At 71.6% G+C, this 24,031-nt stretch carries 21 protein-coding genes; 4 read left to right on the forward strand and 17 right to left on the reverse strand.

Annotated features, from left to right (window positions below):
* Positions 1–39: 39 nt before the first annotated feature.
* Positions 40–2,373: an ATP-binding cassette domain-containing protein gene (locus ACZ7NC_RS24450; RefSeq protein WP_471491210.1), complete on the reverse strand. Its 2,334-nt coding sequence runs from the start codon at positions 2,371–2,373 to the stop codon at positions 40–42.
* Positions 2,374–2,547: 174 nt separating this feature from the next.
* Between ACZ7NC_RS24450 and ACZ7NC_RS24455 the strand changes: the two genes are divergently transcribed.
* Complete coding sequence (locus tag ACZ7NC_RS24455) at positions 2,548–3,861, forward strand: phytase (RefSeq protein WP_471491211.1); 1,314 nt, start codon at positions 2,548–2,550, stop codon at positions 3,859–3,861.
* Positions 3,862–3,886: 25 nt separating this feature from the next.
* On the opposite strand, the gene ACZ7NC_RS24460 is transcribed toward ACZ7NC_RS24455, so the two are convergent.
* From ACZ7NC_RS24460 to ACZ7NC_RS24490, 7 genes are all read right to left on the reverse strand, one after another.
* Positions 3,887–4,885 (reverse strand): LLM class flavin-dependent oxidoreductase, encoded by a 999-nt coding sequence (locus ACZ7NC_RS24460; RefSeq protein ID WP_471491213.1) that lies wholly within the window; start codon positions 4,883–4,885, stop codon positions 3,887–3,889.
* A 34-nt stretch (positions 4,886–4,919) separates the two neighbouring features.
* On the reverse strand, positions 4,920–6,305 hold the full coding sequence (locus ACZ7NC_RS24465; protein WP_471491215.1) for an FAD-binding oxidoreductase: 1,386 nt from the start codon (positions 6,303–6,305) through the stop codon (positions 4,920–4,922).
* Between the two features lie 133 nt (positions 6,306–6,438).
* Complete coding sequence (locus ACZ7NC_RS24470) at positions 6,439–8,112, reverse strand: LuxR C-terminal-related transcriptional regulator (protein WP_471491217.1); 1,674 nt, start codon at positions 8,110–8,112, stop codon at positions 6,439–6,441.
* Positions 8,113–8,186: 74 nt separating this feature from the next.
* The gene (locus ACZ7NC_RS24475) at positions 8,187–9,368 is read right to left on the reverse strand and encodes a GTP-binding protein (RefSeq protein ID WP_471491219.1); all 1,182 of its coding nucleotides are present in this window, start codon (positions 9,366–9,368) and stop codon (positions 8,187–8,189) included.
* A gap of 5 nt (positions 9,369–9,373) precedes the next feature.
* Positions 9,374–9,544, reverse strand: coding sequence for a 50S ribosomal protein L32 (rpmF, locus tag ACZ7NC_RS24480; RefSeq protein WP_471491220.1), 171 nt, complete (start codon positions 9,542–9,544; stop codon positions 9,374–9,376).
* 111 nt (positions 9,545–9,655) lie between these two features.
* Positions 9,656–11,257 carry a sodium/solute symporter gene (locus ACZ7NC_RS24485; protein ID WP_471491221.1) on the reverse strand — a complete coding sequence of 534 codons (1,602 nt, stop codon included), beginning with the start codon at positions 11,255–11,257 and terminating at the stop codon, positions 9,656–9,658.
* The gene (locus tag ACZ7NC_RS24490; RefSeq protein ID WP_471491223.1) at positions 11,251–11,721 is read right to left on the reverse strand and encodes a DUF485 domain-containing protein; all 471 of its coding nucleotides are present in this window, start codon (positions 11,719–11,721) and stop codon (positions 11,251–11,253) included. Before ACZ7NC_RS24490 ends, ACZ7NC_RS24485 begins: the two co-directional genes overlap by 7 nt.
* A gap of 281 nt (positions 11,722–12,002) precedes the next feature.
* Here ACZ7NC_RS24490 and ACZ7NC_RS24495 point away from each other — a divergent pair, with 281 nt between their 5' ends.
* Positions 12,003–12,494 (forward strand): phosphatase domain-containing protein, encoded by a 492-nt coding sequence (locus ACZ7NC_RS24495; protein ID WP_471491224.1) that lies wholly within the window; start codon positions 12,003–12,005, stop codon positions 12,492–12,494.
* Positions 12,495–12,509: 15 nt separating this feature from the next.
* Here ACZ7NC_RS24495 and ACZ7NC_RS24500 read toward each other — a convergent pair whose 3' ends face one another.
* The 5 genes from ACZ7NC_RS24500 to egtA form a co-directional block, all read right to left on the reverse strand.
* Positions 12,510–12,725, reverse strand: coding sequence for a dodecin (locus ACZ7NC_RS24500; RefSeq protein ID WP_471491225.1), 216 nt, complete (start codon positions 12,723–12,725; stop codon positions 12,510–12,512).
* Positions 12,726–12,791: 66 nt separating this feature from the next.
* Entirely contained in the window at positions 12,792–13,754 is a 963-nt protein-coding gene (gene egtD, locus ACZ7NC_RS24505; RefSeq protein ID WP_471491227.1) for an L-histidine N(alpha)-methyltransferase, read from the reverse strand.
* Entirely contained in the window at positions 13,751–14,542 is a 792-nt protein-coding gene (egtC, locus tag ACZ7NC_RS24510) for an ergothioneine biosynthesis protein EgtC (protein WP_471491228.1), read from the reverse strand. The genes egtD and egtC overlap by 4 nt, the downstream gene beginning before the upstream one ends.
* A complete protein-coding gene (gene egtB / locus ACZ7NC_RS24515; protein ID WP_471491231.1) occupies positions 14,542–15,861 on the reverse strand; it encodes an ergothioneine biosynthesis protein EgtB in 1,320 nt (439 codons plus the stop codon). The genes egtC and egtB overlap by 1 nt, the downstream gene beginning before the upstream one ends.
* On the reverse strand, positions 15,858–17,162 hold the full coding sequence (gene egtA, locus ACZ7NC_RS24520; protein WP_471491233.1) for an ergothioneine biosynthesis glutamate--cysteine ligase EgtA: 1,305 nt from the start codon (positions 17,160–17,162) through the stop codon (positions 15,858–15,860). The genes egtB and egtA overlap by 4 nt, the downstream gene beginning before the upstream one ends.
* A 337-nt stretch (positions 17,163–17,499) precedes the next feature.
* On the opposite strand from egtA, the gene ACZ7NC_RS24525 reads away from it, so the two are divergent.
* Positions 17,500–18,324, forward strand: a complete 825-nt coding sequence (locus ACZ7NC_RS24525) for a TIGR02452 family protein (RefSeq protein ID WP_471491235.1) — start codon at positions 17,500–17,502, stop codon at positions 18,322–18,324.
* Here ACZ7NC_RS24525 and ACZ7NC_RS24530 read toward each other — a convergent pair.
* The 4 genes from ACZ7NC_RS24530 to ACZ7NC_RS24545 all read right to left on the reverse strand — a co-directional run bounded on the left by ACZ7NC_RS24530 (position 18,309) and on the right by ACZ7NC_RS24545 (position 22,094).
* A complete protein-coding gene (locus tag ACZ7NC_RS24530) occupies positions 18,309–18,755 on the reverse strand; it encodes a type II toxin-antitoxin system PemK/MazF family toxin (protein WP_471491236.1) in 447 nt (148 codons plus the stop codon). The genes ACZ7NC_RS24525 and ACZ7NC_RS24530 overlap by 16 nt on opposite strands.
* 66 nt (positions 18,756–18,821) lie before the next feature.
* The gene (locus ACZ7NC_RS24535; protein ID WP_471491237.1) at positions 18,822–20,291 is read right to left on the reverse strand and encodes a flotillin family protein; all 1,470 of its coding nucleotides are present in this window, start codon (positions 20,289–20,291) and stop codon (positions 18,822–18,824) included.
* A gap of 134 nt (positions 20,292–20,425) precedes the next feature.
* Positions 20,426–20,644, reverse strand: a complete 219-nt coding sequence (locus ACZ7NC_RS24540; protein WP_471491238.1) for a hypothetical protein — start codon at positions 20,642–20,644, stop codon at positions 20,426–20,428.
* 25 nt (positions 20,645–20,669) lie between these two features.
* Entirely contained in the window at positions 20,670–22,094 is a 1,425-nt protein-coding gene (locus ACZ7NC_RS24545) for an amidase (protein WP_471491240.1), read from the reverse strand.
* Positions 22,095–22,337: 243 nt separating this feature from the next.
* On the opposite strand from ACZ7NC_RS24545, the gene ACZ7NC_RS24550 reads away from it, so the two are divergent.
* Entirely contained in the window at positions 22,338–23,726 is a 1,389-nt protein-coding gene (locus ACZ7NC_RS24550) for a glycoside hydrolase family 43 protein (RefSeq protein WP_471491241.1), read from the forward strand.
* Positions 23,727–24,031: the final 305 nt, after the last annotated feature.

The raw sequence follows: 24,031 nt of genomic DNA on the forward strand, positions 1-24,031 counted from the left end.
ACGAACGGCCGTCGGTTGTGGTGCCGTCGTGTGAGCCGCTCACGGCATGACCTGGGCGAGGTAGGGCGCGGTCGCGCTGTCTCTCGCCCTGGCCACCCGAGCGGGCGGACCCGCGGCCACGATCCGTCCGCCCGCGTCACCGCCGCCCGGTCCCAGGTCGATCACCCAGTCCGCGCCCGCGACGACGGACATGTCGTGCTCGACCACGACAACGGTGTGCCCGGCGTCGACCAGCCCGTGCAACTGGCGCATCAGGACCTCGACATCGGCCGGATGGAGCCCGGTGGTCGGCTCGTCGAGGAGGTAGAGCGTGTGTCCGCGGCGGCCGCGCTGCAACTCGCTCGCCAGCTTGATGCGCTGGGCCTCACCGCCGGACAGCTCGGTGGCCGGCTGGCCCAGCCGCAGATAGCCGAGGCCCACGTCGAGCAGGGTGCCGAGGCTGCGGGCCACGGCCGGGGTGTCCGCGAAGAACTCCGCCGCCGCCTCGACCGTGAGGTCCAGCACCTGTGCGATGTTCCGTCCCCGGTACGCCACTTGCAGCGTCTCGGGGTTGTAGCGCGCCCCGCCGCAGTCCGGGCACGGCGCGTATGTGCTCGGCAGGAACAACAGCTCGACGCTGACGAACCCCTCGCCCTGACAGGTCTCGCAGCGCCCGCCCGCCACGTTGAAGGAGAAGCGTCCGACGCCGTAACCACGGGCCTGCGCCTCGTCGGTGGCCGCGAACACCTTGCGCACGACGTCGAAGAGGCCGGTGTAGGTGGCGAGATTGGAGCGCGGGGTGCGCCCGATCGGCTTCTGGTCGACCGAGACCAGGCGGCCCACCCCCGCGAGCTCCTCGGTGATCTCGCCGATGAGCGTGGACTTGCCCGACCCCGAGACACCGGTGACGGCCGTGAACACCCCGAGCGGGAACTCGGCCAGCACTCCGCGCAGATTGTGCCGGGTGACCGGACCGACCTTCAACTGACCTTGCGGGGTGCGCACTTGACGTACGACGGCGGGCGAGCTGTCGAAGAGGAAGCGCGCGGTCGCGGACTCCCCGACCGCCGCCAGCTCCGCCACCGGCCCGCTGTGCAGCACCCGCCCGCCGTGCTCACCGGCGCGCGGCCCCACGTCGACCAGCCAGTCGGCGCCGCGCATGACATCGAGGTGGTGCTCGACCACGAACACCGTGTTCCCGGCCGCCTTCAGCCGCGCCAGCACCCTCAGCAGCGCCTCGGTGTCCGCCGGGTGCAGCCCCGCGGACGGCTCGTCGAGGACGTACACGACACCGAACAGCCCGGACCGGAGCTGGGTCGCGAGCCGCAGGCGCTGCAGTTCGCCGGTCGAGAGGGTGGGGGTGGCGCGGTCGAGGCTGAGGTAGCCGAGGCCGAGCTCGACGACGGGTGCGATACGGGACCGGAGGTCCTCGGTGAGGACACGGGCCGTCTCCGAGGCGCCGCCGTCCAGCGTGCCCGCCAGCTCGGTCAGCGGCAGCGCGGCCAGTTCCGCGATGGTCCGGCCGGCGAAGGTCACGGCAAGCGCCTCGGGCCGCAGCCTGCCGCCACCGCACGCCGGGCAGGGCGCGGCGGCCAGGAACCGCTCCGCCTTGGCCCGCAGGGTCGGGCTCTTGGAGTCGGAGAACGTCTTCATCACATACCGCCGGGCGCTCATGTACGTACCCTGGTACGGCCGTTGGATGCGGTCGGCGTCGCGCACCGGGTGGACGGTGACCACCGGCTGCTCGTCGGTGAAGAGGATCCACTCCCGCTGCTCGGCCGGCAGATCGCGCCAGGGCCGCTCGACGTCGTATCCGAGCGCGTCGAGGATGTCGCGCAGGTTCTTGCCCTGCCACGCGCCCGGCCAGGCGGCGATGGCGCCGTCCCGGATCGACAGCGCCGGGTCGGGGACCAGCAACTCCTCGGTCGTACGGTGCACTTGGCCGAGCCCATGACACTCCGGGCACGCCCCCGCCGCCGTGTTCGGCGAGAACGCGTCCGAGTCCAGCCGCTCGGCCCCCGGCGGGTAGTCGCCGGCGCGGGAGTACAGCATCCGCAGGGAGTTGGACAGGTTGGTGACCGTGCCGACGGAGGAGCGCGACGTCGGTCCCGAGCGGCGCTGCTCCAGGGACACGGCCGGCGGGAGCCCGGTGATCTCGCCGACCTTCGGCGCGCCGACCTGGTGGATCAGCCTGCGGGCGTACGGCGCCACCGACTCGAAGTAGCGGCGCTGGGCCTCGGCGTAGATCGTGCCGAAGGCGAGCGAGGACTTCCCCGACCCGGACACCCCCGTGAACACGGCCAGCACATCCCGCGGGATGTCGACGTCCACACCCTTGAGGTTGTGCTCACGGGCGCCGCGGACGCGGACGTACGGGTCGTGCGAGGAGTGCATGGGGCGAGGGCTCCGGGAGGGTTGTGTCGAGGTCGGGGGGGGGCAAACCCCGCGATTCTATGCGAACCAGACTCGGCGCCCGCACGCACCACCTGATGTTCACGGTGCCGTCGGCTCACCCACACCGGTCGCCCATAGCGTCTCGCCCGTCACTTTTCCTACTGAGGAGTATTCGTGAGCGCTTCCGCTCTGAGCACTCTCACCGCCGCGCTGCTGATGGTCACGGGCGCCTCGGCCCCGCAGCCGGTCGCCGTCTCCGCGCGTGCGGAGACGCCCGCCGTGTACGACGACGAGGCGGGCGGCAACGCCGACGCCGACGACCCGGCCGTCTGGGTCGACCCCCGCACCCCGGGCCGCAGTCTCGTCATCGGCACCCTCAAGGAGGCCGGCCTCGACGTCTACGACCTCGACGGCAGGCGCCTGCAGCACATCGCCGCGCCCCCGGCGCCCGGCGAGGATGCCGCGGCGGGCCGCTTCAACAACGTCGACGTCGTCTACGGCTTCGAACTGGGCGGCAAGAAGACCGACTTGGCCCTGGTCAGCGACCGCGGCCGGGACCGCGTCCGGGCCTACGCGATCGACCCGGCCGCCGTCGCTGCGGGCAGGCCCCCGCTGAAGGACGTGACGGCGGCGAACGCCGCGCCGGTCTTCTCCGCGAGCGAGGCCGAGGTCGACGACCAGCGCACCGCCTACGGACTTACCGCGTTCAGCGACGACGACAACGCGTACGTGGCCGTGTCACGCCGCTCGGAGACCCGCGTACGGCTGCTCCAGCTGGAGGACCGCAACGGGCGCGTCGGCTACAGGACCGAGGACACCCTCGACCTGCCCGGCTCCTTCACCCTGCCGAACGGGCGGAGCTGGACACCGTGCGCCGACCCCGGTGACCACGCGCAGGTCGAGGGCATGGTCGTCGACCAGGAGGAGCACGTCCTGTACGCGGCCCAGGAGGACGTCGGGCTGTGGCGGATCGACCTGGACGACGAGGAGTTCGGCCGGCCCGCGCTGATCGACCGGGTGCGCGAGTACGGCACTCCGTGGACGTATGACGCCGAGGAGGAGTGCGTCATCGACACCGCGAACGACCCCGGCTTCGGCGGTGAGCATCTGAGGGCCGACGCCGAGGGGGCGGCGATCTACCACGCCGCCGACGGCAAGGGCTATCTGCTCGCCTCCAGCCAGGGCGACAACACCTTCGCCGTGTACGAGCGCCAGGGTCGCAACGCCTACCTCGGCTCCTTCACCGTAACCGACAGCGCCGCCACCGACGGGGTGCAGCACTCCGACGGTGCCGCCGTGGTCAACGTCCCGCTGGGCCGGTCCTTCCCCAAGGGCCTGCTCGTCACCCACGACGGCGAGGCCACGCCCGCGGACGGGGGCCGGGAGGGCACCAACTTCAAGTTCACGGGCTGGGATTCGGTGGCCGGCGCGTTCCCGAAGCCGCTGACGGTCGACACCAAGTCGTTCGACCCGCGCGACCCGGACTGACCCACCGCCGCACCGCTCGCCCGGATCACGCCTCGACGATCCGGGCGAGCCTGCGGTAGGAGTCCACCAGCGCCTCCCGGTCGTACGTACTGGTCGTGACCAGCACCTCCTGCGCCCCCGTCTCCTTCAGCACCGTCTCCAGCTCGTGCGCCACCTGCTCCTGCGTACCCGCGATGTGCCCGGCGAGACCGCCGTCGTAGAAGCCGCGCTCCTTCGCGGTCATGGTGAGCGCCTCGACGCGCTCGGCGGGCGGCAGCGGCGGGAAGGTGCCGTGCGTGCGCGAGTACGCCATCGACCAGGCCTCCGGCACGAGCAGCCGCCGGGCCTCCTCGGGCGTGGCGGCCACCGCGACGGTGCCGGAGATCACGACGTACGGCTCGCTCGCCCAGGCGGAGGGGCGGAAGCGGTCGCGGTAGTGATCGATCCCGCGCCGCATCTTCTCCCTGTTCCTGAGGTCGCCGATGACCATCGGCAGCCCCGCGCGGGCCGCGATGTCCGCGCCCTCGCCCATGGCCAGCACGAACGGCGGCACGGTCAGGCCCTCGGCGGGCCGCGCGTGCACCCCGGTCGGCGAGGTGCCGCGGAACCAGCCGAGCAGCTCCTGGATCTGCGCCGCGAAGTCCTCCGCGACCCCCTTGTCCCGGCCGAGTGCCTTGCGCACCCCGTCGGTGAAACCGACGGACCGCCCCAACCCCATGTCGATCCGCCCCGGGAAGAGCGACTCCAGCACCCCGAACTGCTCGGCCACGACGAGCGGTTGATGGTTCGGCAGCATCACCCCGCCGGTGCCGACCCGGATGGTGCGGGTCGCGCCGGCCACGGCGGCGGCAAGCACGGTCGGCGCGGAGCCGGCGACGCCGGGTACGCCGTGGTGCTCCGACACCCAGAACCGGTGATAGCCGAGCGCCTCGATCTCCCGCGCCAGCCGTACGGTGTCCCGCAGCGCCGCTCCGTTCGAGTGCCCCTCGCGGGTGCGGGAGCGGTCCAGGACGGAGAAGCGGGTCGAGGCGATCACGGAGCTCATACACGGTTCAACACCTGGGAGCCCGAGGGATTCCTCACGGTGCGATGTTGTGGTTCAGGCGGAACAGGTTCCCCGGGTCGTAGCGCCGCTTCAGCTCCTTGAGACGGGCGTAGTTCGCACGGTAGTTGGCCTGCACCCGGTCCTGGTCGTCGCCGTCCATGAAGTTCACGTAGCCGCCTTCCATGGAGTGCGCTTCCAGCGCCCCGTGGAAGGCGCGCACCCAGTCCTTGCGGGCCTCGCAGTCCTCCCGGGTGGTGAGCGTCGGGCTGAGCGCGATCGAGTAGTCGGCGTCCCGGTAGGAGAAGGCGGTCTCCTCGGGCCCTACGCGGTGGCAGGCCCCGTCGATGGGGAAGGCGATCGTCACGCTCTGGATCGAGGGGGTCGTGGCGCCGTACTCGATGAAGGCGTCGACGGCCCCGTCCGGCAGGCCCTGGGTGAAGGAGCCCTTCCAGTAGTGGTATAGGCCGGCGGGCACCAGGTCGTCGAAGAGCGTGTTGATCATCGGGTAGGGCATGCGCTCCAGGTGCCGGCCCAGCACCGGCCCGAGTGCGGCGACCCGGTCCCGGATCCGCTCGTCCTCGTCCTGCGGTCCGCTCCAGCAGGCGACCACACCGCACACCGGCCGCCCGTGCCAGCGCTCGGGCAGGAACGGCACTGGCGGTCCGAGCCCTACGAGGAGGACGGCCCCGAGCCTCTCGTCCCCCTCGGCGACCAGCTCCCGGTAGCGGCGGATCACGTCGGCGTCGAGGGGGAAGAAGGTCGGCCCGCCGAGGATGTCGGCGATGGGGTGCAGCCGGAAGGCGAAGGACGTGACGACCCCGAAGTTCCCGCCGCCCCCGCGCACCGCCCACATCAGGTCGCTGTGCTGGTCCTCCGCACAGGTCACGAAGGACCCGTCGGCCGTCACCAGGTCAACCGAGACGAGGTTGTCGCAGGCCAGGCCGCAGCGCCGGGCCAGGTAGCCCATGCCGCCACCGGTCGTCAGACCGCCCACGCCGGTCGTGGAGACGACCCCGCCGGTGGTGGCCAGCCCGAAGGCATGGGTGGCGTGGTTGACGTCCGCCCAGGTGCAGCCGCCCTCGACCCAGGCGGTACGGGTGTCGGGATCGACGCGGATCCCGCGCATCCGGCCGAGGTCGAGGACGACCCCGCCGTCGCAGGTCCCGTGGCCGGGGACGCTGTGGCTGCCGCCGCGTACGGCGAGCGTCACGCCCTGTTCGCGGGCGAAGTCCACGGTCGCCATGACGTCGCCCGTGTCGACGGCCCTGACGATGATCGCCGGCCGCCTGTCGTGCATGGCGTTGTAGACCTGGCGTGCCTCGTCGTAGTCGTCGTCGCCGGGCTCGACGATGTCGCCGCGCACGGCTCCGCGCAGCCGGTCCAGCAGTCTGTGGTCCAGGGTCGGTGTGTAGGTCGTCATGCCCGCCACCTGCTTTCGTTGCCGAGTGGGAGGGCTTACGTCTCTGGTCTACGCCGGAGCGGAGGCGCGTTCATCGCCTGAATCGCCCATCCTCGGTGGACCCCGGTATGGGCGGAACGGCCCATGAGTCGCGTCAGGCGAGGCCGTGCGTGTACGCGTACGCCGTCGCGGCGGCCCGTGAGGAGACGTCGAGCTTGGCGAAGATGTTGTTGAGGTGCCGGGCGACGGTGTGCTCGCTGATCACCAGCTCCGCCGCGACGGCCCGGTTCGTACGGCCCGCCGCGACCAGCCGCAGCACCTGGATCTCCCGCTCGGTGAGCTCGCCCGGCCGCCGCCGGCGCACATCGGCGAGCAGGGCCGCCGCCCGGCGCGCGTCGGGTACGGCACCGAGCTGCCGGAAGGCCTGCTCAGCGGCCCGCAGCTCCATCCGGGCACCCTCGTCGTCGCCGGTGGCCCGGTCGGCGGCGGCCAGCGTCATCCGTACCTGGGCCGCCTCGTACGGCACCTGGAGCTCCAGCCAGAGCGCCAGCGCCCGGCGCAGCCGGGTCAGCGCGATGTCGAGGTCACGGGCCGCGAAGGCCACCGCGCCGCAGGACGCGGCCGCGCTCGCGTGCAGCGGGGTCGCCTCCGAGCCGCACCGCCGCTGCCAGTCCCGGGCCAGGGACCGGAGCCCCTCGGCGGCCGTGCGCGCCTCGGCCGTCCGCCCCAGCGCCAGGCAGACCTCGACCTGGGCCGTGAGCAGTCTGCACCGCTCAAGACCGTCGGCGCCGGCGCTGTTCGCGACGGCCAGCCGCAGTGTCGTGGCCGAGGCGTCGGCCTTCCCCTGGGCCAGCCGCAGCAGGGCCAGGCCGGGCTGCGGGTCGCGGCCGAGTTCATGAGTGCGGTCGTACGACTCCTCGGCCGCCGTGAGCTCTCCGCGCCGCCGCTGGATCTGGCCGACCAGGTAGACCGCCTCGGCGGCCATCCGCCGCTCGTACGGCAGCAGTTCCTCGCAGGTCCGCCCGGCCTCGGTCAGCGCCTCGTCCCAGCTGCCGCGCAGCTCCAGCACCTCCACCCGGTGCACCCGGCACAGTCCGCGGAAGTTGTTCTCGGCCGGCATCGCCGCGCACCACCGCATGGCGGCGTCGGTCCATTCGGCGGCGCGTTCCAGATCGACGCAGGCCATGGACTGCTGGAGGCCCAGGCAGTAGACCCACCCGGTGAAGAAGGAGCTCAGCTCACCCGCCATGGCCGAGCACATCGCCTCGTCCAGGAGATCGAGCCCCTCACCGACGTGCCCCTGGGCCACCAGGACACCCGCCTGTGCCTGGACGCTCATGGCGAGCAGATCCGGGCTGCCGCGGCGGCGCGCGATCGAGGCCATGCGCCGGGCCGCGGCCATGGCCTCGTCGAACGCGCCGCGCCGCTGGGCGTCCTCCGCGTCGACCCAGGCGAGGTAGCACTGCTCGACGCACTCCGGCTCGTCGTGGAGATGCCGCCGCGCCCGGCGCAGCCAGCCGGCGGCCACGGCCGCACGCCCCGCCAGCTGGTGCTCGTAGAACAGCAGCCAGGCCATGAGCCCCGCCTGCCGGGCCGCGCCCGCTGCGGCATACCCGGAGTAGGCCCGCGTCCGCTGGACGACGGACTCCTCGACACGGCTCGTCCACCAGGCGGCGTCGGCGAACGCCGCGCAGTCGTCGGGGGTGAGACAGGCGGCGTCCAGGCGGCCCAGCAGCCGGTACGCCTCGGCCCAGGCCTCACGGGCAGCGGCGTCCCTGGCCCGCCGCAAAGTGCCCGCGGCCGCCCTGTCGATCGTCCGCTCGGCCACCTGCGGCTCCCTTCCCGCGCTCCGCGAGCAGGACCGGCCCCTCACCAGAATAGGCAGGCCGGGCGCCGGGCGACTCAGGGAACCGGCACCTGGAGCGGCGCCGCGTGCTCGTGGTCGCAGGCGTCGTCGATGCCGTATGTGTCCCAGGCCGGGAAGGGGTCGCCGGCCGGCGGGTCCTCGCCCTGCGTCATCAGGCAGTCGATGAGGGCGGCCCGGAGCGCCGCCGCGTCCAGCCGCGTGCCGATGAAGACCAGCTCCTGCGCGTACGGCGCCTCGGTGTCATGGGCGGCGCTGGGCTCGAAGCGGGCGACGGAACCGGCCTGCGACCACAGTCCCGTCACCCGCGGCCGGGTGGCGAGGGCGAAGAACCCCTTGGAGCGCAGCACCTTCCCGTACGCGCCGCTGTCCAGGCCCTCGGTGACGAAGGTCCACAACCGCTCGGAATGGAAGGGGAGTTCGGAGCGGAACACCATGGAGGAGATCCCGTACTCCTCGGTCTCCGGCACATGGTCGCCGTTGAGCTCCCGCACCCAGCCCGGTGCCTGCTGGGCGCGCTCCAGGTCGAACAGCCGTGTGCCGAGCACCTCCTGGAGCGCCACTCGTCCCTGTACGGCGTCGACGGTCCGCGCGGCGGAGTTGAGCCTGCGCAGTGCCGCGCGCAGCCGGGCCGCCGTCACCTCGTCCACCAGGTCCAGCTTGTTCAGCACGATGACGTCCGCGAACTCGACCTGGTCGATGAGGAGATCGCTGACGGTGCGCTCGTCGTCCTCGTACTGGTCGAGACCGCGCTCGGCGAGTTCGTCGCCGCTGTCCAGCTCGGACAGGAAGCCCGCGGCGTCGACGACCGTGACCATGGTGTCCAGAAGGGCGAGGTCGCCGAGGGTGGCTCCGTCGTCGCGGGCGAAGGCGAAGGTGGCCGCCACCGGCATGGGTTCGGAGATGCCGGACGACTCGATGAGGAGAAGGTCGAACCGGCCCTCACGGGCGAGCCGGTCGACCTCCTGAAGGAGATCGTCGCGCAGGGTGCAGCAGATGCAGCCGTTGGTCATCTCGACCAGGCGTTCCTCGGTCCTCGACAGCGCGGCCTCGCCGCCCCGCACCAGCGCGGCGTCGATGTTGACCTCGCTCATGTCGTTGACGATGACCGCCACGCGCAGTCCCTCGCGGTTCGCGAGGACGTGGTTGAGCAGGGTCGTCTTGCCCGCCCCGAGGAAGCCGGACAGGACGGTGACGGGCAGACGGCGGTCGTACGGCATCCCGGTCAGCCCTCGGGGAGCAGCAGCCCGCGCTCGTACGCCCTGACCAGGTGCTGCGGCACGAGGTGGCTGACGCCGTCGATGGTGACGGGCACGAGCCGCGGAGTGCTCGCCTTCCACTGGGCGCGGCGGTGGCGGGTGTTGCTGCGGGACATCTTCCGCTTGGGGACAGCCATGTCGGACCTCCTCGGTGAGTGAACACCGAGGAGGCTATATGAAAATGGATCCCATTAACAATCGCGGCGGTCCGCTCCTCGGCCACCGGGTCTGCTCCTCGGCCACCGCGTCTACTCCTTGGCGCCCACCAGCATCCGCACCTCGAACTCCTGGTAGGCGTCGTCGTCCTGGGGCTGTCGGTCGCTCAGTACGGTGCCGAGCCAGCCGAGTAGGAAGCCCGCAGGGATGGAGACGATGCCCGGGTTCTGGAGCGGGAACCAGGCGAAGTCGGACTCCGGGTAGAACGAGCCCGGCGTGGCGGAGACCACGGGCGAGAACAGCACCAGCAGCACCGAGCAGACCAGGCCGCCCCAGAGGCTGAGCAGCGCTCCCTGGCCGGTGAACCGGCGCCAGAAGAGGGTGTAGACGATCGTCGGCAGGATCGCGGAGGCCGCGATGGCGAAGGCGAGGAAGGCGAGCGTCGCGGTGTTGGCGCCCCAGGAGACGAGCGCGAGCAGCATCGCGAGGACGCCGATGACGACCGCGGACAGCCGGGCGACCACCAGCTCCTCGGTCTCGCTCGCGCGGCCCTTGCGGATCACCTCGCCGTACAGGTCGTGGGCGAGCGACGAGGCGGCGGCGAGGGTGAGGCCGGCCGCGACGGCGAGCAGCGTGACGAAGGCGAGGCAGGACAGCAGGGCCGTGAGGACACCGCCGCCCAGGGCGTTGGCGAGGAGCAGTACGGCCGCGTCGCCCTTGTGGTCCGTGTTCGCGATGGTCTCCCGGCCGACCACGGCGGTGGCGCCGAGCCCGAGGACACCGGCCGCGAGGCAGACCAGACCGACGAGGCCGACCGCCCACACGACGGAGGAGCGCAGTACGGCGACCTTGCGCGGGGCGAGCAGGCGCATCAGCACATGGGGGAGCGCGGCGAGCCCGAGGACGATCGCCAGCTCGAGGCTGAAGAAGTCGAGCTTGCTGGTGGTGCTGGCGCCGTAGCGCAGCCCGGGTTCGAGGAAGCGGGTGCCGGTGCCGCTGTGGTCGGCGGCCGCGGACAGCAGGGCGCCCGGGTTCCAGTCGTAGCGGTGCAGCACCATGACCGCGGTGATCGTCACGCCCGCCACCAGCATCACGGCCTTGATGATCTGGATGACCGTGGCGCCCGGCGCGCCGCCGATGGCCGCGTACACGATGACGACGGTGCCGATCACGATCACGCACAATGTGCGGGTCGCGGCGCTGGGTTCGCCGGTGAACTGGGTCAGCAGGGCGATGCTGCCGACCAGTTGGGCGACCAGGTAGAGGGTTGTGATGGCCAGCGTGCACACGGCGAGGGCGAGCCGCGTCGGCCGTTGCAGCCGGGTCAGCCGCAGGGCCAGTGTGTCGCCGAGGGTGAACTTGCCCGCGCGGCGCAGGGGTTCGGCGATCAGCAGCAGTACCGTCATCCAGGCGATGACGGTGCCGCCGAGGTACAGCAGGCCGTCGTAGCCGGTGAGGGCGACCAGTCCGGTGCTGCCGAGCAGCGTCGCGGCCGACAGGTAGTCGCCGCACATCGCGAGGCCGTTGCGCAGCGGGGACATGGTGCGGTTGCCGAGGTAGAACTCGCTGATCTCGTCGCGCTGAGGGGCCGTCAGCAGTGCGATGAACAGCGTGACCACGACCACGGACAGGAACAGCACGAAGGTCAGTTGCAGGCTGAACCGGTCGACGATGCCTTCGGACAGGGTCACCATGTGCGGTACCCCCCGGCGCCGGGGTTGAGGGTCTGCCCGGCCTCGCCGTGCGGTGCGCGGGCGTGGGACGAGTCCGTGTCCTGTGGGCGGTGCGGTGTCTCCGGCTGGTGGTGCAGTCGCGAGGCCAGGCCGCGGACCAGCGGGTCGACCCGGGTGCGCATGTGCCGTGCGTACCACCAGGCCGTCACGCCCATCACGACGAACTGGCCGAGCCCCAGCGCGAGGCCGAGGGTGAGGTCGCCGGTCAGGCGCTGGTTCATCAGGCCGGGGGCGGTGTGCGACAGCAGTACGTACAGCAGGAATCCGCCGACCGACAGGAGTGTCGCGCGGACGCCGAACCTGCGCTGGGCGCGGCGCAGCGAGTGGAATTCAGGTTCTTCGGATATCCGTCTGGTCGGTACTGTTCGATCGACCGGCGGACTGTATGTGAGAGAGTTGTCGGGCCATGGTGAAAACTCGGGCACAGGCGCACCTTCTTCGCTGCGGCATGCCGAACACACTGGTGAGTGCGGGCCTGATGGGGGACGGGTGGCGGGCGGTGAAAGCCGGAAGCCGGAGTATGACAGCGCTCTCTTTGAGCAATCAACCGCCGAACTGAATTGCCGTCCCGCGGTGGCGCATTCACGCCTCCCGTAATTTCGGCGATCTTGTGAGGGCCTGCGGAAATGGCCCTCCGGGAATTAGTACGGACCATTTCTCCAGGTCGGACTGTCTCAAATCAGGACCCACGTCTAGGGTGAGAGGCGTGACCGACAGCAACAACCGTCCCCTCGCCGTGTTCGACCTGGACAACACCCTCGCCGACACGGCGCACCGGCAGCACTTCCTGGAGCGCAAGCCGCGTGACTGGGACGGCTTCTTCGCGGCCGCCCCGCAGGACCCACCGATCGAGGAGGGCGTCGCACTGGCGCGGGAGAGCGCCGAGGAGTGCGAGGTCCGCTATCTCACCGGGCGCCCCGAGCGCTGCCGGCCCGACACACTCGACTGGCTCGCGGCGCACGGGCTGCCCGAAGGCCGCCTGTACATGCGACGCAACGACGACCGCAGGCCCGCCCGGCGCACCAAGCTCGAGATCCTGCGCCGCCTCGCCAGCACCCGCGAGATCCGGGTGCTGGTGGACGACGACGAGCTGGTGTGCGAGGACGCCGAACGCGCCGGTTTCACTGTTGTACGGGCACGCTGGACCGCCCCTTCCGCCGCGCTGAAGGTGGCGCAGGAGCGGGAGGGGCGGACCTGACGCCAGGGACCCGTGCTAGTCGGATTCCTCCAGGCGGAAGCCGACCTTCATGGTCACCTGCCAGTGCGCGATCTCACCGTCGTCGAGTTGGCCACGCACCTCGACCACCTCGAACCAGTCCAGGTTGCGCAGGGTCTGTGAGGCCCGCGTGATGCCGTTGCGGATCGCCTGGTCCACGCCCTCGGGCGAGGTGCCGACGATGTCCGTCACACGGTAGGTGTGGTTCGACATGTGGGTGCTCCTCTCACACGCGTCACTCCACCGTGCCCCAAGGCGCGGCATCGCGCGAGCCGTCCGTCACCGCGCCACGCTCAGTGACAGCGCGAAGCGACCCTGACCGTCCGTCCACCAGTGCGCCAGCTCCAGCCCGGCCGCGGACAGTTCCGCGCGGACCCCTTCCTTACGGAACTTCGCCGACACCTCCGTGCGCATCTCCTCGCCCGCCGCGAACTCGACGGCGAGGTCCAGCGCGGGCACCTTCACCGTCTGCGCGGTACGGGCACGCAGCCGCATCTCGATCCACTCGTTCTCCGCGTTCCACAGCGCCACATGCTCGAAGGCGCCGGGATCGAAGTCGGCACCGAGCTCCCGGTCGATGACGGTCAGCACGTTCTTGTTGAACGCGGCCGTCACCCCGGCCGCGTCGTCGTACGCGTCGACCAGGACCCGCTCGTCCTTGACCAGGTCCGTGCCGAGCAGCAGCGCGTCACCGGGGGAGAGCAGGGCCCGCACCGAGGCGAGGAACGCGGCGCGCTCGGCCGGCAGCAGATTGCCGATCGTGCCGCCGAGGAACGCCACCAGCCGGGGACCGGGCGTGTCCGGCAGGGCCAGCCCACCGGTGAAGTCGGCGATCAGGGCATGCACGTCGAGGTCGGGCCGCTCCTCGACGAGCGCCTGCCCGGCCTGGGTGAGCGCGCTCTCGCTGACGTCCACGGGGACGTAGGTGTGCAGCCCGGTCAGCGCGTCGATCAGGTACCGCGTCTTCTCCGAGGACCCGGAGCCCAGTTCGACCAGGGTGCGGGCGCCGGTGGCGGCGGCGATCTCGCCGGCCCGGTCGACGAGGATCTCGCGCTCGGCGCGCGTCGGGTAGTACTCGGGCAGCTCGGTGATCTTCTCGAAGAGCTCGCTGCCCTGCGCGTCGTAGAACCACTTCGGCGGCAGCGTCTTGGGTGTGCCGGTCAGGCCCTTCAGGACGTCGGCGCGCAGTGCCGCATCGGTGGTGTCCTCGGGCAGGGTGCGGGTCAGAAGGAACGGACTCACGGGCTGGGCTCCTTGGAGGGTGAAAATGCCAGGGCGCCGCTCGGTTCCTTGAGCGGGGTGAGCAGAACGTCGGTGCCGCTCGCCGCGAGCAGGGTGTGGTCGGGGACCTCCTGCCAGTGCGGATCGTCGTCGTAGGGCTCGGAGGCCACGACGGTGCCGCCGGCGGGCCGGGTCAGATACCAGAGTGTGTCGCCCCAGGCGGTCGCGGCGATGGTCTCGCCGTTGGTGAGCAGCAGGTTGAGCCGGGAGCCGGGGGCCGCCTCGGCGACCTCCGTGACCGTGTCGGCCAGCGCCTGCCCCAGCTCGTCGCCGCCGCGCAGCCGGGCGAGCACCAGTGCCCACACGAACGCCGAGTCGTTGCGGGCCTCCAGCGACAGCAGGTCCACGGCGGGCAGGCCGGGCACGAGCGGCGCCAGCGAGTCGGGCCAGCCCTTGACGGCGCCGTTGTGGCTGAACAGCCAGGGGCCCGTGGCGAACGGCGCCGCCGCGGCCTCCTGGTCGGCGCCCGGCACCGTGGCGTCCCGTACGGCGGCCAGCAGCGCGGTGCTCCGTACGACGCGGGCCAGATCGGCGAACGACGGATCCGCCCAGATCGGCCCCGCCCGGCGGTACCGCGCCGGCACGGGGTCCCCCTCGGCGTACCAACCGACCCCGAAACCATCGGCGTTGACGGTCCCGTACCGCTGTCGCCGCGGTGCCCAGGACTGGCGGAACAGGCCGTGCGGGGGCGCCACGAGGAGCCGGCCGAGCGGCTCCTCGGGGCCCAGATAGGCCAAATGACGGCACATCAGACGTCCCCCGCGGAGCGGGCCGTGCGGAAGCCGGAGAAGATCTGCCGCCGTATCGGATAGTCCCAGTTGCGGAAGGTGCCCCGGCAGGCCACCGGGTCCACGGCGAACGAACCGCCGCGCAGCACCTTGTACTCGGGCCCGAAGAACACCTCCGAGTACTCCTTGTACGGGAAGGCCTGGAAGCCCGGGTACGGCGCCAGGTCGCTCGCCGTCCACTCCCACACATCACCGATCAACTGCCGTACACCGAGCGGTGATTCGCCCTCCGGGTAGCTCCCGGCGGGCGCCGGGCGCAGATGCCGCTGACCGAGGTTGGCGTGCTCCGGCGCGGGATCGGCGTCGCCCCACGGGTAGCGCGTCGAGCGGTCCTGGGCCGGGTCGTGCCGGGCGGCCTTCTCCCACTCGGCCTCGGTGGGCAGCCTGCGCCCGGCCCAGCGGGCGTAGGCGTCGGCCTCGTACCAGCACACGTGCAGCACCGGCTCGTCCGGCGGTACGACCTCGGTGACGCCGAAGCGCCGCCTGAGCCACTGCTTGCCGTCCCGGTGCCAGAACAGCGGGGCGTGGATGGAGTGCTGCCGGATGTGCGCCCAGCCCTCCGGCGTCCACCAGCGGTCGTCGTCATAGCCGCCGTCCGCGATGAACGCCTGATAGGCGGCGTTCGTCACCGGCTTGGTGTCGATGTAGTACGGCGGCACCTCGCGCCGGTGCGCCGGGCGCTCGTTGTCCAGCGCCCACGGCTCCGTCGAGGTGCCCATCGTGAACGGGCCGCCGGGGACCAGGACTTCGGACGGCCCCGTGAACAGGGGCGCCGGGTCCGGGTCGGGGGCGGTCAGGGCCTGCGGACCCTTGCGGAGCTGATGGGTGATCAGCATGGTCTCGTCGTGCTGCTGCTCGTGCTGCGCGATCATCCCGAAGGCGAAGCCCGCCTCGGTCAGCCGTGTCCCATGGAAGGCCGTGCCGTCCAGGATGTCCAGCACCCGGCCACGCACCTCGGCCGCGTAGTTCCGGGCCTCGGTCGGCGGCAGCAGCGGCAGCGAGGGCCGTGCGGCGCGCGGGTGCTCGAAGGCGTCGTACAGGCCGTCGATCTCGGGCCGTATCGCCTCCCGCCCGGCGACCGCCCTGAGCAGCCACTGCTCCTCCTGGTTGCCGATGTGCGCGAGGTCCCACACCAGCGGGGACATCAGCGGCGAGTGCTGGGCGGTCAGCTCGGGGTCCTCGACACAGCTGGTCAACAGAGTCGTCCGGGCACGGGCGGTGGTCAGGGTGGTCAGCGCCCGCTCGCGGAGAGTGTCGGCGTCGAAAGCGGGGTCGGTCATGTGCGGATGTCCTTCCCATGCAGGGTGCGGTCCGTGCCGTAGAGCTCGTCCAGCAGATCGTCGGCGGGGCAGCGGCCCCGTGCGACATAGCGGTCCCGGTACGCCGCCACGGCGTCCGTGACCTCGGTGCTCGCGCCCAGCCGGGGCAGGGCCTCCAGCGCCGCCGTGAAACAGGTGTCCGCGACCTCCCGCAGCTCGGGATCGGCGAGACCCGAGCGGGCCGCGTCGATCCACAGCGGGTTGTGCGGCGCGGGCATCGGCAGCGCGCGCTCGGCCAGCGGCTTCACGACGCGGTAGGCGGTCTCGGCCGCCTCCGGGTCGTCGAAGAGCGCGGTCGTCACGGCGAGCGGCACGATCCAGCCGTCCTCGCCGGGCTGGGCGTCGATCATGCGCAGTTCCAGATGGCCACGCGGTCTGACCGGCGGGAACAGCGTGGTGAGGTGGTAGTCCAGATCCTCCTGCGTCGGTGGTCTGGGCGCACCCGATCTGGTCCACTCCCGGAACGTCAGGCCCTCCGGGACGTCCCAGGGGCCGCCGTCCTGTCGTACGCACATCACCGGCGCGTCCACCACGTGCCGCGCCCAGGCGGCCCGTGGATCGCCGTCCAGCGGCGGAGCGCCCGCGCGGTCCGCGCCGATCTCCATCCACAGCAGCTGCCGGGTGGAGAGCCAGCCGGTGGGCTCGCGCCCGGCCAGCGGGGAGTTGGCGAAGGCGGCGACGAGAACGGCGCCCAGATGGTGCGCCAGCCACCAGCGCCGCCCGTGCCCGAGCGGGCCGGGTTCCTCGAATCCGGCGTCCAGGCACACCTGCACGGAGGCCGAGGTGCACATCATGGCGCGGCCGGCCGGGCCGACACGGTCCAGACAGGCCTCCATCGCGTCATAGCGTGGCTGACGCAGGAACCGGCGGGGCGCGTGCCAGGGGTCGTTGCCGATGCCGACCAGATCCAGATCGTGGGCACGCAGAACCGCGCGCGCGGCGTCGAGGTCGGCGGAGACGGTACCGATGCACTCCATCAGCGAGGTGGCGGGAGGGGAGCTCAGCTCCAGCTGACCGCCGGGTTCGACGGTGAGCGCCGACCTCAGGGGCACGGTCCGCACAGCGGCGTAGGCCGCTTCGAGTCGTTCGGGTGTCACGGGGAGCTGCGGGCTGCGCAGCTCATGGACGAGCCATTCCACTTCGACCCCGAGGGTGCGGGGCGGGCCGGTCTTGAAGCAGATGCCCCGGACCAGGGCCTCCACCTCGGCCTCGGTGACTGCGGAGCGGGGTTGCTCCGTACAGTCACTCACCGAATCGGACATGCGCGATCCTCCTGAGAGTCCAGGGTGCCACCGGCCCGGATCTTGCGGGCCGGCTCGACACACTCGTCCCACCCAAGACCCTCGCGACGCTTCGCACAAGGGTGCGTACCGGCACGTTCCGGGTCGGTAATATCCGCTCCCCGGAGCGTTAGCAGGGGCTTTCCCGGTCGTTCTCGGTGGGCTGGGGGCCCGGAATTCTGTTGCACCGCACGACCAGCATCGCTCACGATGCCTGTGTGAGCACGACGGGGGAGATCGAGTGCGTCCGAAGCGGTCGCACGACCATCGCTCGAACGGCGAGGGCGAGCGCGTTCATGGCGCATACGGGGGTGGCGCCATGAGCGCACGCCTGCGCGGTATCGCGCAGCAGACGGAACAGATCGTGGCCGCGGGGACGTACCGCGCGCCCGACGGCCGCGAGGTGTCCCTCGCGGCGGCGATCCAGGCGGCGCGGGACGGCACGCGGATGCACGGACCCGAGGCCGTGCCGGTGCAGCCGGCGGCCGAGGTGCGGACGTTCTTCGAGGTCACGGGCGAGAGCAGCCTGGAGGCGGCCCGTCGCCTCGGCGGCGGGACGGCCGTACTGAACTTCGCCTCGGCCCGGAACCCGGGCGGCGGCTATCTGAACGGCGCCCAGGCCCAGGAGGAGGCCCTGTGCCGCGCCTCGGCGCTGTACACCTGCCTAATCGAAGCCCGCGAGTTCTACGACCACCACCGCGCCCACCGCGACCCGTTCTACACGGACCGTGTCATCCACTCACCCGGCGTGCCCGTCTTCCGCGACGACCGCGGCCGCCTGCTCGACGAGCCGTACCCCGCCGGTTTCCTGACCGCCGCCGCCCCGAACGCGGGCGTCGTCCGGCGTACGGCCCCCGAGCGCACGCCCGAGCTGCCCGGCGCGCTCGGGATCCGCGCCGAGCGGGTGCTGGAGACGGCCGCCGCACACGGGTACCGGCGGCTGGTGCTGGGCGCCTGGGGCTGCGGGGTGTTCCAGAACGACCCGGCGCAGGTCGCGGGCGCGTTCCGGAACCTGCTCGGGCCCGGCGGGCGGTTCGCAGGGGTCTTCGAGCATGTGGTGTTCGGCATCCTGGACCGCACGCCCGACAGTCCGGTGCGCGCCGCGTTCGTACGGGCGTTCCCCGAGGGTCAGGTCCAGCCGTAGCGCTCGTGCAGCCGCTGCCTGACCAGGTTGAACCGGCCGCGGTCCAGAGCGCATGCCTCGCGGCGCATGCCCTGCTCGTGCAGCCGGAGGATCCGGTCCACGTCCACCCACGAGTCGCGCCCCGACCGGTCCCACGGCCCGCTGCCGATGGCGACCCACTCACGGTCCCCGTCATGACGCTTGCTGGAGAGCTGCACGGCCAGAAAAGTACCGCCGGCCTCCCGGGCGACGACGAGCACCGGGCGGTCCTTGCCCCGTCCGTCGTTCTCCTCGAAGGGGACCCAGGTCCAGACGATCTCCCCGGGGTCGGGGTCGCCGTCGTGCGCGGGGGAGTACTCGGTGCGCACCTTGCCGACCGCGCGGGGGTCGGCCTCGGTGGTGGCGGTGGGGCCGTGGCGGCCCGGGACGTTCTCTTCGGTAAACGTGCTCACGGGGGCACACCCTAGGGGCTGCCCCCGTGAGCTGCGCGTGAAGGGTCACCGATCACCCGGGAAGGTTCACTTCCCGTCCATCGGCACCTTCTGGGCCAGCCCGTTGAGCGGGGAGTTGTCGTCCGGCGCCGCCCCGTCCTGGTTCATCGACGCGAGCAGCCGACGGGCCAGACCCAGCCCCGTACCGCCCATGGTGAGCGCCTTGGCGAACATGTCCGCCATGCCGTCGGCGCCGTTGAGCACCACCATGTTGTCGACGTTGCCGAACGCGGACGCGCCGGCCTGGACGATCTCCGGCCAGTTCTCGGCGAGTTGCTGGGCGACGACGGCCTCCTGGTTCTCGGCGAGCGCGGCGGCACGGGCCTTGATGGCCTCCGCCTGCGCGAGTCCCTTGGCCTTGGCCGCCTCGGCGTCCGCCAGCCCCCGGGCCTGGGCGGCGGCGGCCTCGGCCTCACCGGTGGCCCGGGTCGCGGCCGCCGTGGCCGTGCCGCGCGCCTTGGTCGCCTCCGCCTCGGCGCCCGCGGCCGTCTTGACCCGGGTGGCCTCGGCGGCGGCCGCCAGCTCGGTCTCCTTCGCCTTGGCCTGGGCGGCCGAGATCCGCGCGTCGCGCTCGGCCTCGGCGAGCGTCCGCTTCTCGTACGCCTGCGCGTCGGCGGGCTTTCGCACATCGGCCTGAAGCTGCTGCTCGCGCCGATGGGCCTCCAGCTCGGCGACCCGCGTCTCCTGCACGACGACCTCCTGCCGGGCGGCCGCGTCGGCGAGCGGGCCGGCCTGCCGGGCCTTGGCCCCCGCCTTGTCCCGCTCGGCCTGGTAGCCGGCCTGGAGGATCTCGCTGTCCCGGGTCGCCTCCGCCATCCGCGCGTACGACTGCTGCTCCGCCTCGGTGGCGAGCCGGTTCGCCTCGGCCTGCGCGATACGCGCGTCCCGCTGGACGGCCGCCGCGTGCGGGGCGGCCAGGTTCTGGATGTAGCCGGTCGGGTCCTCGATCTCATGGATCTGCAACGAGTCGACGATGAGCCCGAGCTTCTCCATCTCCGTACCGCACGCCGCACGCGTCTGCCCGGTGAGCTTGTCCCGGTCACGGATCATGTCCTCGACCGTCAACCCGCCCACGATGGACCGCAGATGACCGGCGAAGACGTTGTGCACGCGCTCGGCCATCAGCTTCTGCTGGTCCAGGAAACGTCGGGCCGCGTTCGCGATCGACACGAAGTCGTCGCCCACCTTGAAGATGACCACACCCCGCACCTTGAGCGGAATGCCCTGGTGGGTCACGCAGTCCACATGAAGTTCGGTCTCGTTCAGGTCGAGCGACAGTTTGCGCACCGCCTGCACACCGGGCAGCACCAGCGTGCCGCGCCCGGTGACGATGCGAAAGCCCATGCCCTCCTCCAGGCCCTCCGTGCGGTGCTTGGAGCCGGAGATGACCAGGGCCTCATTGGGTTCGGCGACCCGCCACATCATCTTGAACAGACCGATCAGAACCAGGACGGCCGCTACCGCCGCCCCCGCCACGACGCCGACAACCATCGGCATACGCCCCCTTTGGATGGTGCCCTTTCGGCACCGAACGAATGGGAGTGTGCGCCTCGCCGCCGCGCAGGTACAGGCGTTGACGGATCCTTGTCGCAACCTTGACACACTGGTCTCTCACCTGCGACGAGGCGAGCTCAACTGTCGTACGCCGCCTGGACGTAGACCGTGCGCGGCGGCTGGTACTCCACCACCATCACCACGGTGCCGCGCTCGAGCCGGTCCGTGCCGGTGGCGGGATAGGCGAGGAAGTGCTCGGCGCCGCCGCGCACCCGCACGATCACCTCGCCGACGAGTCCGGGCCCGATCGTCCCCGTGACCCGCCCCATGAGCCCGACCATCGACGCGTCGTCCATGGTCACAGGGTAGGGGCTAGGCGCTTCAGGCGACCGGGGCGGTCACCGACTCGCCCTGCTGCGGTGGCCACAGCTCGTGCCAGCGCAGCTCGGTCTCCAACTGCGCGGCCAGCGAGATCAGCAGGGGCTCACTGTTCGCGGGCCCGAGCAACTGGCCGCCGACCGGCAGCCCGCCCACGAATCCGGCGGGGACGTTGACGCCGGGCCAGCCCAGCACGTTCCACGGCCAGGCGTAGGGGCAGGCGGCGATCATCGCGCGGTCGGTGGCGAAACCGCCGAGGCCGAGCAGCGCGCCGATCCGGGGCGGGGGAGCGGCCGTCGTGGGCGCGAGGACGACGTCGTACGACTCGTAGAACCTGCCAATACGACGGTGCAGGACCGCCTCCGCCCGCCGGGCCGCCCGCAGCGGGGCCCCTCCGAGGAGCCGGCCGAGACGGGCGGCGCTCCGGGTGCGCGGGTCGAGCAGTGCGGGGAAGGGCACCTCGTCGGCCCACTCGGCGATACCGGCCGTGGCGCGCGGGACGAAGGTCAGCCCGATCTGGCCGTACGGCGGATCGGCCTCCTCGACGTGGTGCCCCAACGCGCTCAGTTTCTCGGCGAGTTCGACGATCCTGGCCCGCACCTCGGGCTGGAGGCGGGCGGGCAGGGCGGTGAACGGCGGCTTGAGGGAGAGCGCGATGCGCAGCCGTCCCGGGTCGCGGCCCGCGGCCCGGGCGGCGTCGATCGAGGGTGGCTGGTGCGGGTCGAGTTCGTGGTTGCCGGCGGCGGCGTCCAGCAGGAGGGCGGCGTCGGCCACCGTACGGGCGAGGGTGCCGTTGACGGTGATGCCCTTGAAGGACTCGCCGCGGGGCCAGGTGGAGATGCGGCCGCGTTGCGGTTTGATGCCGATGAGGTGGGTCCAGGAGGCGGGGATCCGCACCGAGCCGGCGCCGTCCGAGCCGAGCGCCGCGGGCACCAGACCGGCGGCCACGGCGGCCGCCGAACCGCCGGACGAGCCGCCCGGCGTGTGGTCCGGATGCCACGGGTTGCGGGTCGCACCGAACGCGGGCCCCTCGGTGAACGGCCACTGCCCCAGCTCACAGGTGTTGGTCTTGCCGACGATCACGGCACCGGCCGCGCGCAGCCGCCGTACCGCCTCGCCGTCCTCGGCGACGGGCGGGAACTCCCCGCCGCACCCGAACGCGGTGGGCTCGCCCGCCACGTTCATGTCGTCCTTCACCGCGACCGGAACGCCCAGCAGCGGCCGGCGCGCTCCGGCGGCGAGTTCCTTGTCGGCGGCCGCCGCCTCGGCGAGGGCGGCCTCGGCCCGCACCACCCGGAAGGCGTTGAGGGACCCCTGCGTCGCCTCGATCCGCGCGAGCGCCTCCGCGACCAGGGCCTGCGACGTCAGCTCCCCGTCGGCCAGCGCACGGGCGGACTCGGCGAGACCTACGGCACGGTCGGGTGTCATACGGGCACCTCCGGGACGACGTTGTCTACCGAACGGTAACGTCAGTCGCGTCGACGGCGGAACGTTTTCGCCGGTGCGGCTCCGAGGTTCACCACAGGTTTCCCCCAGGCCCCCTCCCCCTCGTGCGCAAACCATTGACGCGACTGGATCACACCCCTACCTTCTGATCGAATTTCCGAACCATGTTCGAAATCCCGAACCTGTGCTTCGGAGTTGTCCCTTGAACCGTAGGGAGAGCCGCACGTGACCAGACGCCCCCACACCCCGTCCCGCCGCACCCTGCTGCGCGCGATGGCCGTCCTGCCCGCCTCGGCGCTGGTCCTGGGCGAGGCCCCCGGACTGCTCGGCACGGCACTGGCGGCCGCGCCGCCCAGCGGCTCCGCCACCCGGTACACCATCGTGCCGTTCCTGAACAGCAACGACGGGACCGTGAACGTCTACCAGTCGGACGACGCCACCGACTACCGCCTGGTCAAGGCCTCCGCCTATACGCCGCCCGGCAACCGCATCCGCGACGCGAGCATCCTCAAGTACACCAACGGCTACTACTACATCACCTACACGACCCACACCTGGCAGGACACCAGCACCACCATCGGCTTCGCACGCAGCGCCGACCGGGTCAACTGGACGTTCCTGTACGACTACACGGTCCCGATCACCAACCTCTCCCGCGCCTGGGCGCCGGAGTGGTTCGTCGACAGCGACGGCAGTGTGAACGTCATCGTGTCCTGCTCCACCACCGACGACGAGTGGATCTTCACGCCCTATCTGCTGAAGGCCACGAACTCCGCGCTGACGGCGTGGAGTTCACCGGTGGCACTGTCCGGCATCGGCAAGAACCACATCGACACGTTCATCGTGAAGACCGGCTCGACGTACCACGCCTTCACGAAGAACGAGACGACGAAGTACATCGAGTACGCGACGGCCTCCACGCTGACGGGCCCCTACACGATCTCCCGCACCGGCGACTGGGCCGGCTGGGGAAGCTACCGCGAGGGCCCCGCGCTCGTTCAACTCGACAACGGCGCCTGGCGTCTGTTCTTCGACGGCTACGGCGACGGCACGTACTGCTACAGCGACAGCCACGACACCTTCGCCACCTGGTCCGCCCCGGCCGCCCTGCCCGCCGTCTCGGGCACGGCCCGCCACTTCACGGTCGTCAAGGAGACGGTCTCGGGCGGCCCGGCCCTGGCGAAGAACGTCACCCGCTCCTTCCAGTCCGCCAACTACACCACCCGCTACTGGCAGACGCAGTCCTCCCTGCTCAACCTCCCCGTGGTCAGCGCCGCCAGCACGACCGCCGAGAAACAGGCGTCGACCTTCACGGTCGTGGCGGGCCTCGCCGACGCGAACGGGTACTCCTTGCGCGACTCGTCCGGGCGATACCTCCGCCACTACGACTTCCGCGGCCGCTTCGACGCCAACGACGGCACGTCGACCTTCGCCAAGGACGCCACGTTCATCGCCCGCACGGGCACGACGAGCGGTTCGATCCGCTTCGAGTCGTACAACTATCCCGGGTACTACCTGCGCCACTACGACTACCAGCTGCGGGTGGAACGGGCGGACGGGACTCAGCTGTTCCGGCAGGACAGCTCCTTCGTGCCGGTCACCGCCTGGGCCTGAGCGAAGCCGGCGCCGACAGCCGTAGCCCGTAGCCCATAGCTCCACGGAACATTGCAAGCCCCGTTCGCGGAACGGTGACCACCTGGTCCACCGTCCTGCGGGCGGGGCTTTTCCGCTCGCGCCAACGGCAGCTCACCGCAGCGTCGTTACTAGGGTTTTTCCCGTCCTCCCGGACCGAGACTTTCGCCGTGCCGCGTCCCAGAGAACCCGCAGAACAAGCCGCTTGACCTGAGCCGACGCCCCGCGTCCCGACCCGGGTCCCGGCCCAGGTCATTCCGACGGGGCGGCCGCCCATCCCCCGGGGC

Source organism: Streptomyces sp. NPDC111802 (assembly GCF_055634335.1).

What these genes read in the sequence shown, in the direction of transcription:
- ACZ7NC_RS24450 (WP_471491210.1), bottom strand. Translation starts at nt 2,373, where the DNA reads ATGCACTCCTCGCACGACCCGTACGTCCGCGTCCGCGGCGCCCGTGAG.
- ACZ7NC_RS24460 (WP_471491213.1), bottom strand. Translation starts at nt 4,885, where the DNA reads ATGAGCTCCGTGATCGCCTCGACCCGCTTCTCCGTCCTGGACCGCTCC.
- ACZ7NC_RS24465 (WP_471491215.1), bottom strand. Translation starts at nt 6,305, where the DNA reads ATGACGACCTACACACCGACCCTGGACCACAGACTGCTGGACCGGCTG.
- ACZ7NC_RS24475 (WP_471491219.1), bottom strand. Translation starts at nt 9,368, where the DNA reads ATGCCGTACGACCGCCGTCTGCCCGTCACCGTCCTGTCCGGCTTCCTC.
- rpmF (WP_471491220.1), bottom strand. Translation starts at nt 9,544, where the DNA reads ATGGCTGTCCCCAAGCGGAAGATGTCCCGCAGCAACACCCGCCACCGC.
- ACZ7NC_RS24485 (WP_471491221.1), bottom strand. Translation starts at nt 11,257, where the DNA reads ATGGTGACCCTGTCCGAAGGCATCGTCGACCGGTTCAGCCTGCAACTG.
- ACZ7NC_RS24500 (WP_471491225.1), bottom strand. Translation starts at nt 12,725, where the DNA reads ATGTCGAACCACACCTACCGTGTGACGGACATCGTCGGCACCTCGCCC.
- egtC (WP_471491228.1), bottom strand. Translation starts at nt 14,542, where the DNA reads ATGTGCCGTCATTTGGCCTATCTGGGCCCCGAGGAGCCGCTCGGCCGG.
- egtB (WP_471491231.1), bottom strand. Translation starts at nt 15,861, where the DNA reads ATGACCGACCCCGCTTTCGACGCCGACACTCTCCGCGAGCGGGCGCTG.
- egtA (WP_471491233.1), bottom strand. Translation starts at nt 17,162, where the DNA reads ATGTCCGATTCGGTGAGTGACTGTACGGAGCAACCCCGCTCCGCAGTC.
- ACZ7NC_RS24525 (WP_471491235.1), top strand. Translation starts at nt 17,500, where the DNA reads ATGAGCGCACGCCTGCGCGGTATCGCGCAGCAGACGGAACAGATCGTG.
- ACZ7NC_RS24535 (WP_471491237.1), bottom strand. Translation starts at nt 20,291, where the DNA reads ATGCCGATGGTTGTCGGCGTCGTGGCGGGGGCGGCGGTAGCGGCCGTC.
- ACZ7NC_RS24540 (WP_471491238.1), bottom strand. Translation starts at nt 20,644, where the DNA reads ATGGACGACGCGTCGATGGTCGGGCTCATGGGGCGGGTCACGGGGACG.
- ACZ7NC_RS24545 (WP_471491240.1), bottom strand. Translation starts at nt 22,094, where the DNA reads ATGACACCCGACCGTGCCGTAGGTCTCGCCGAGTCCGCCCGTGCGCTG.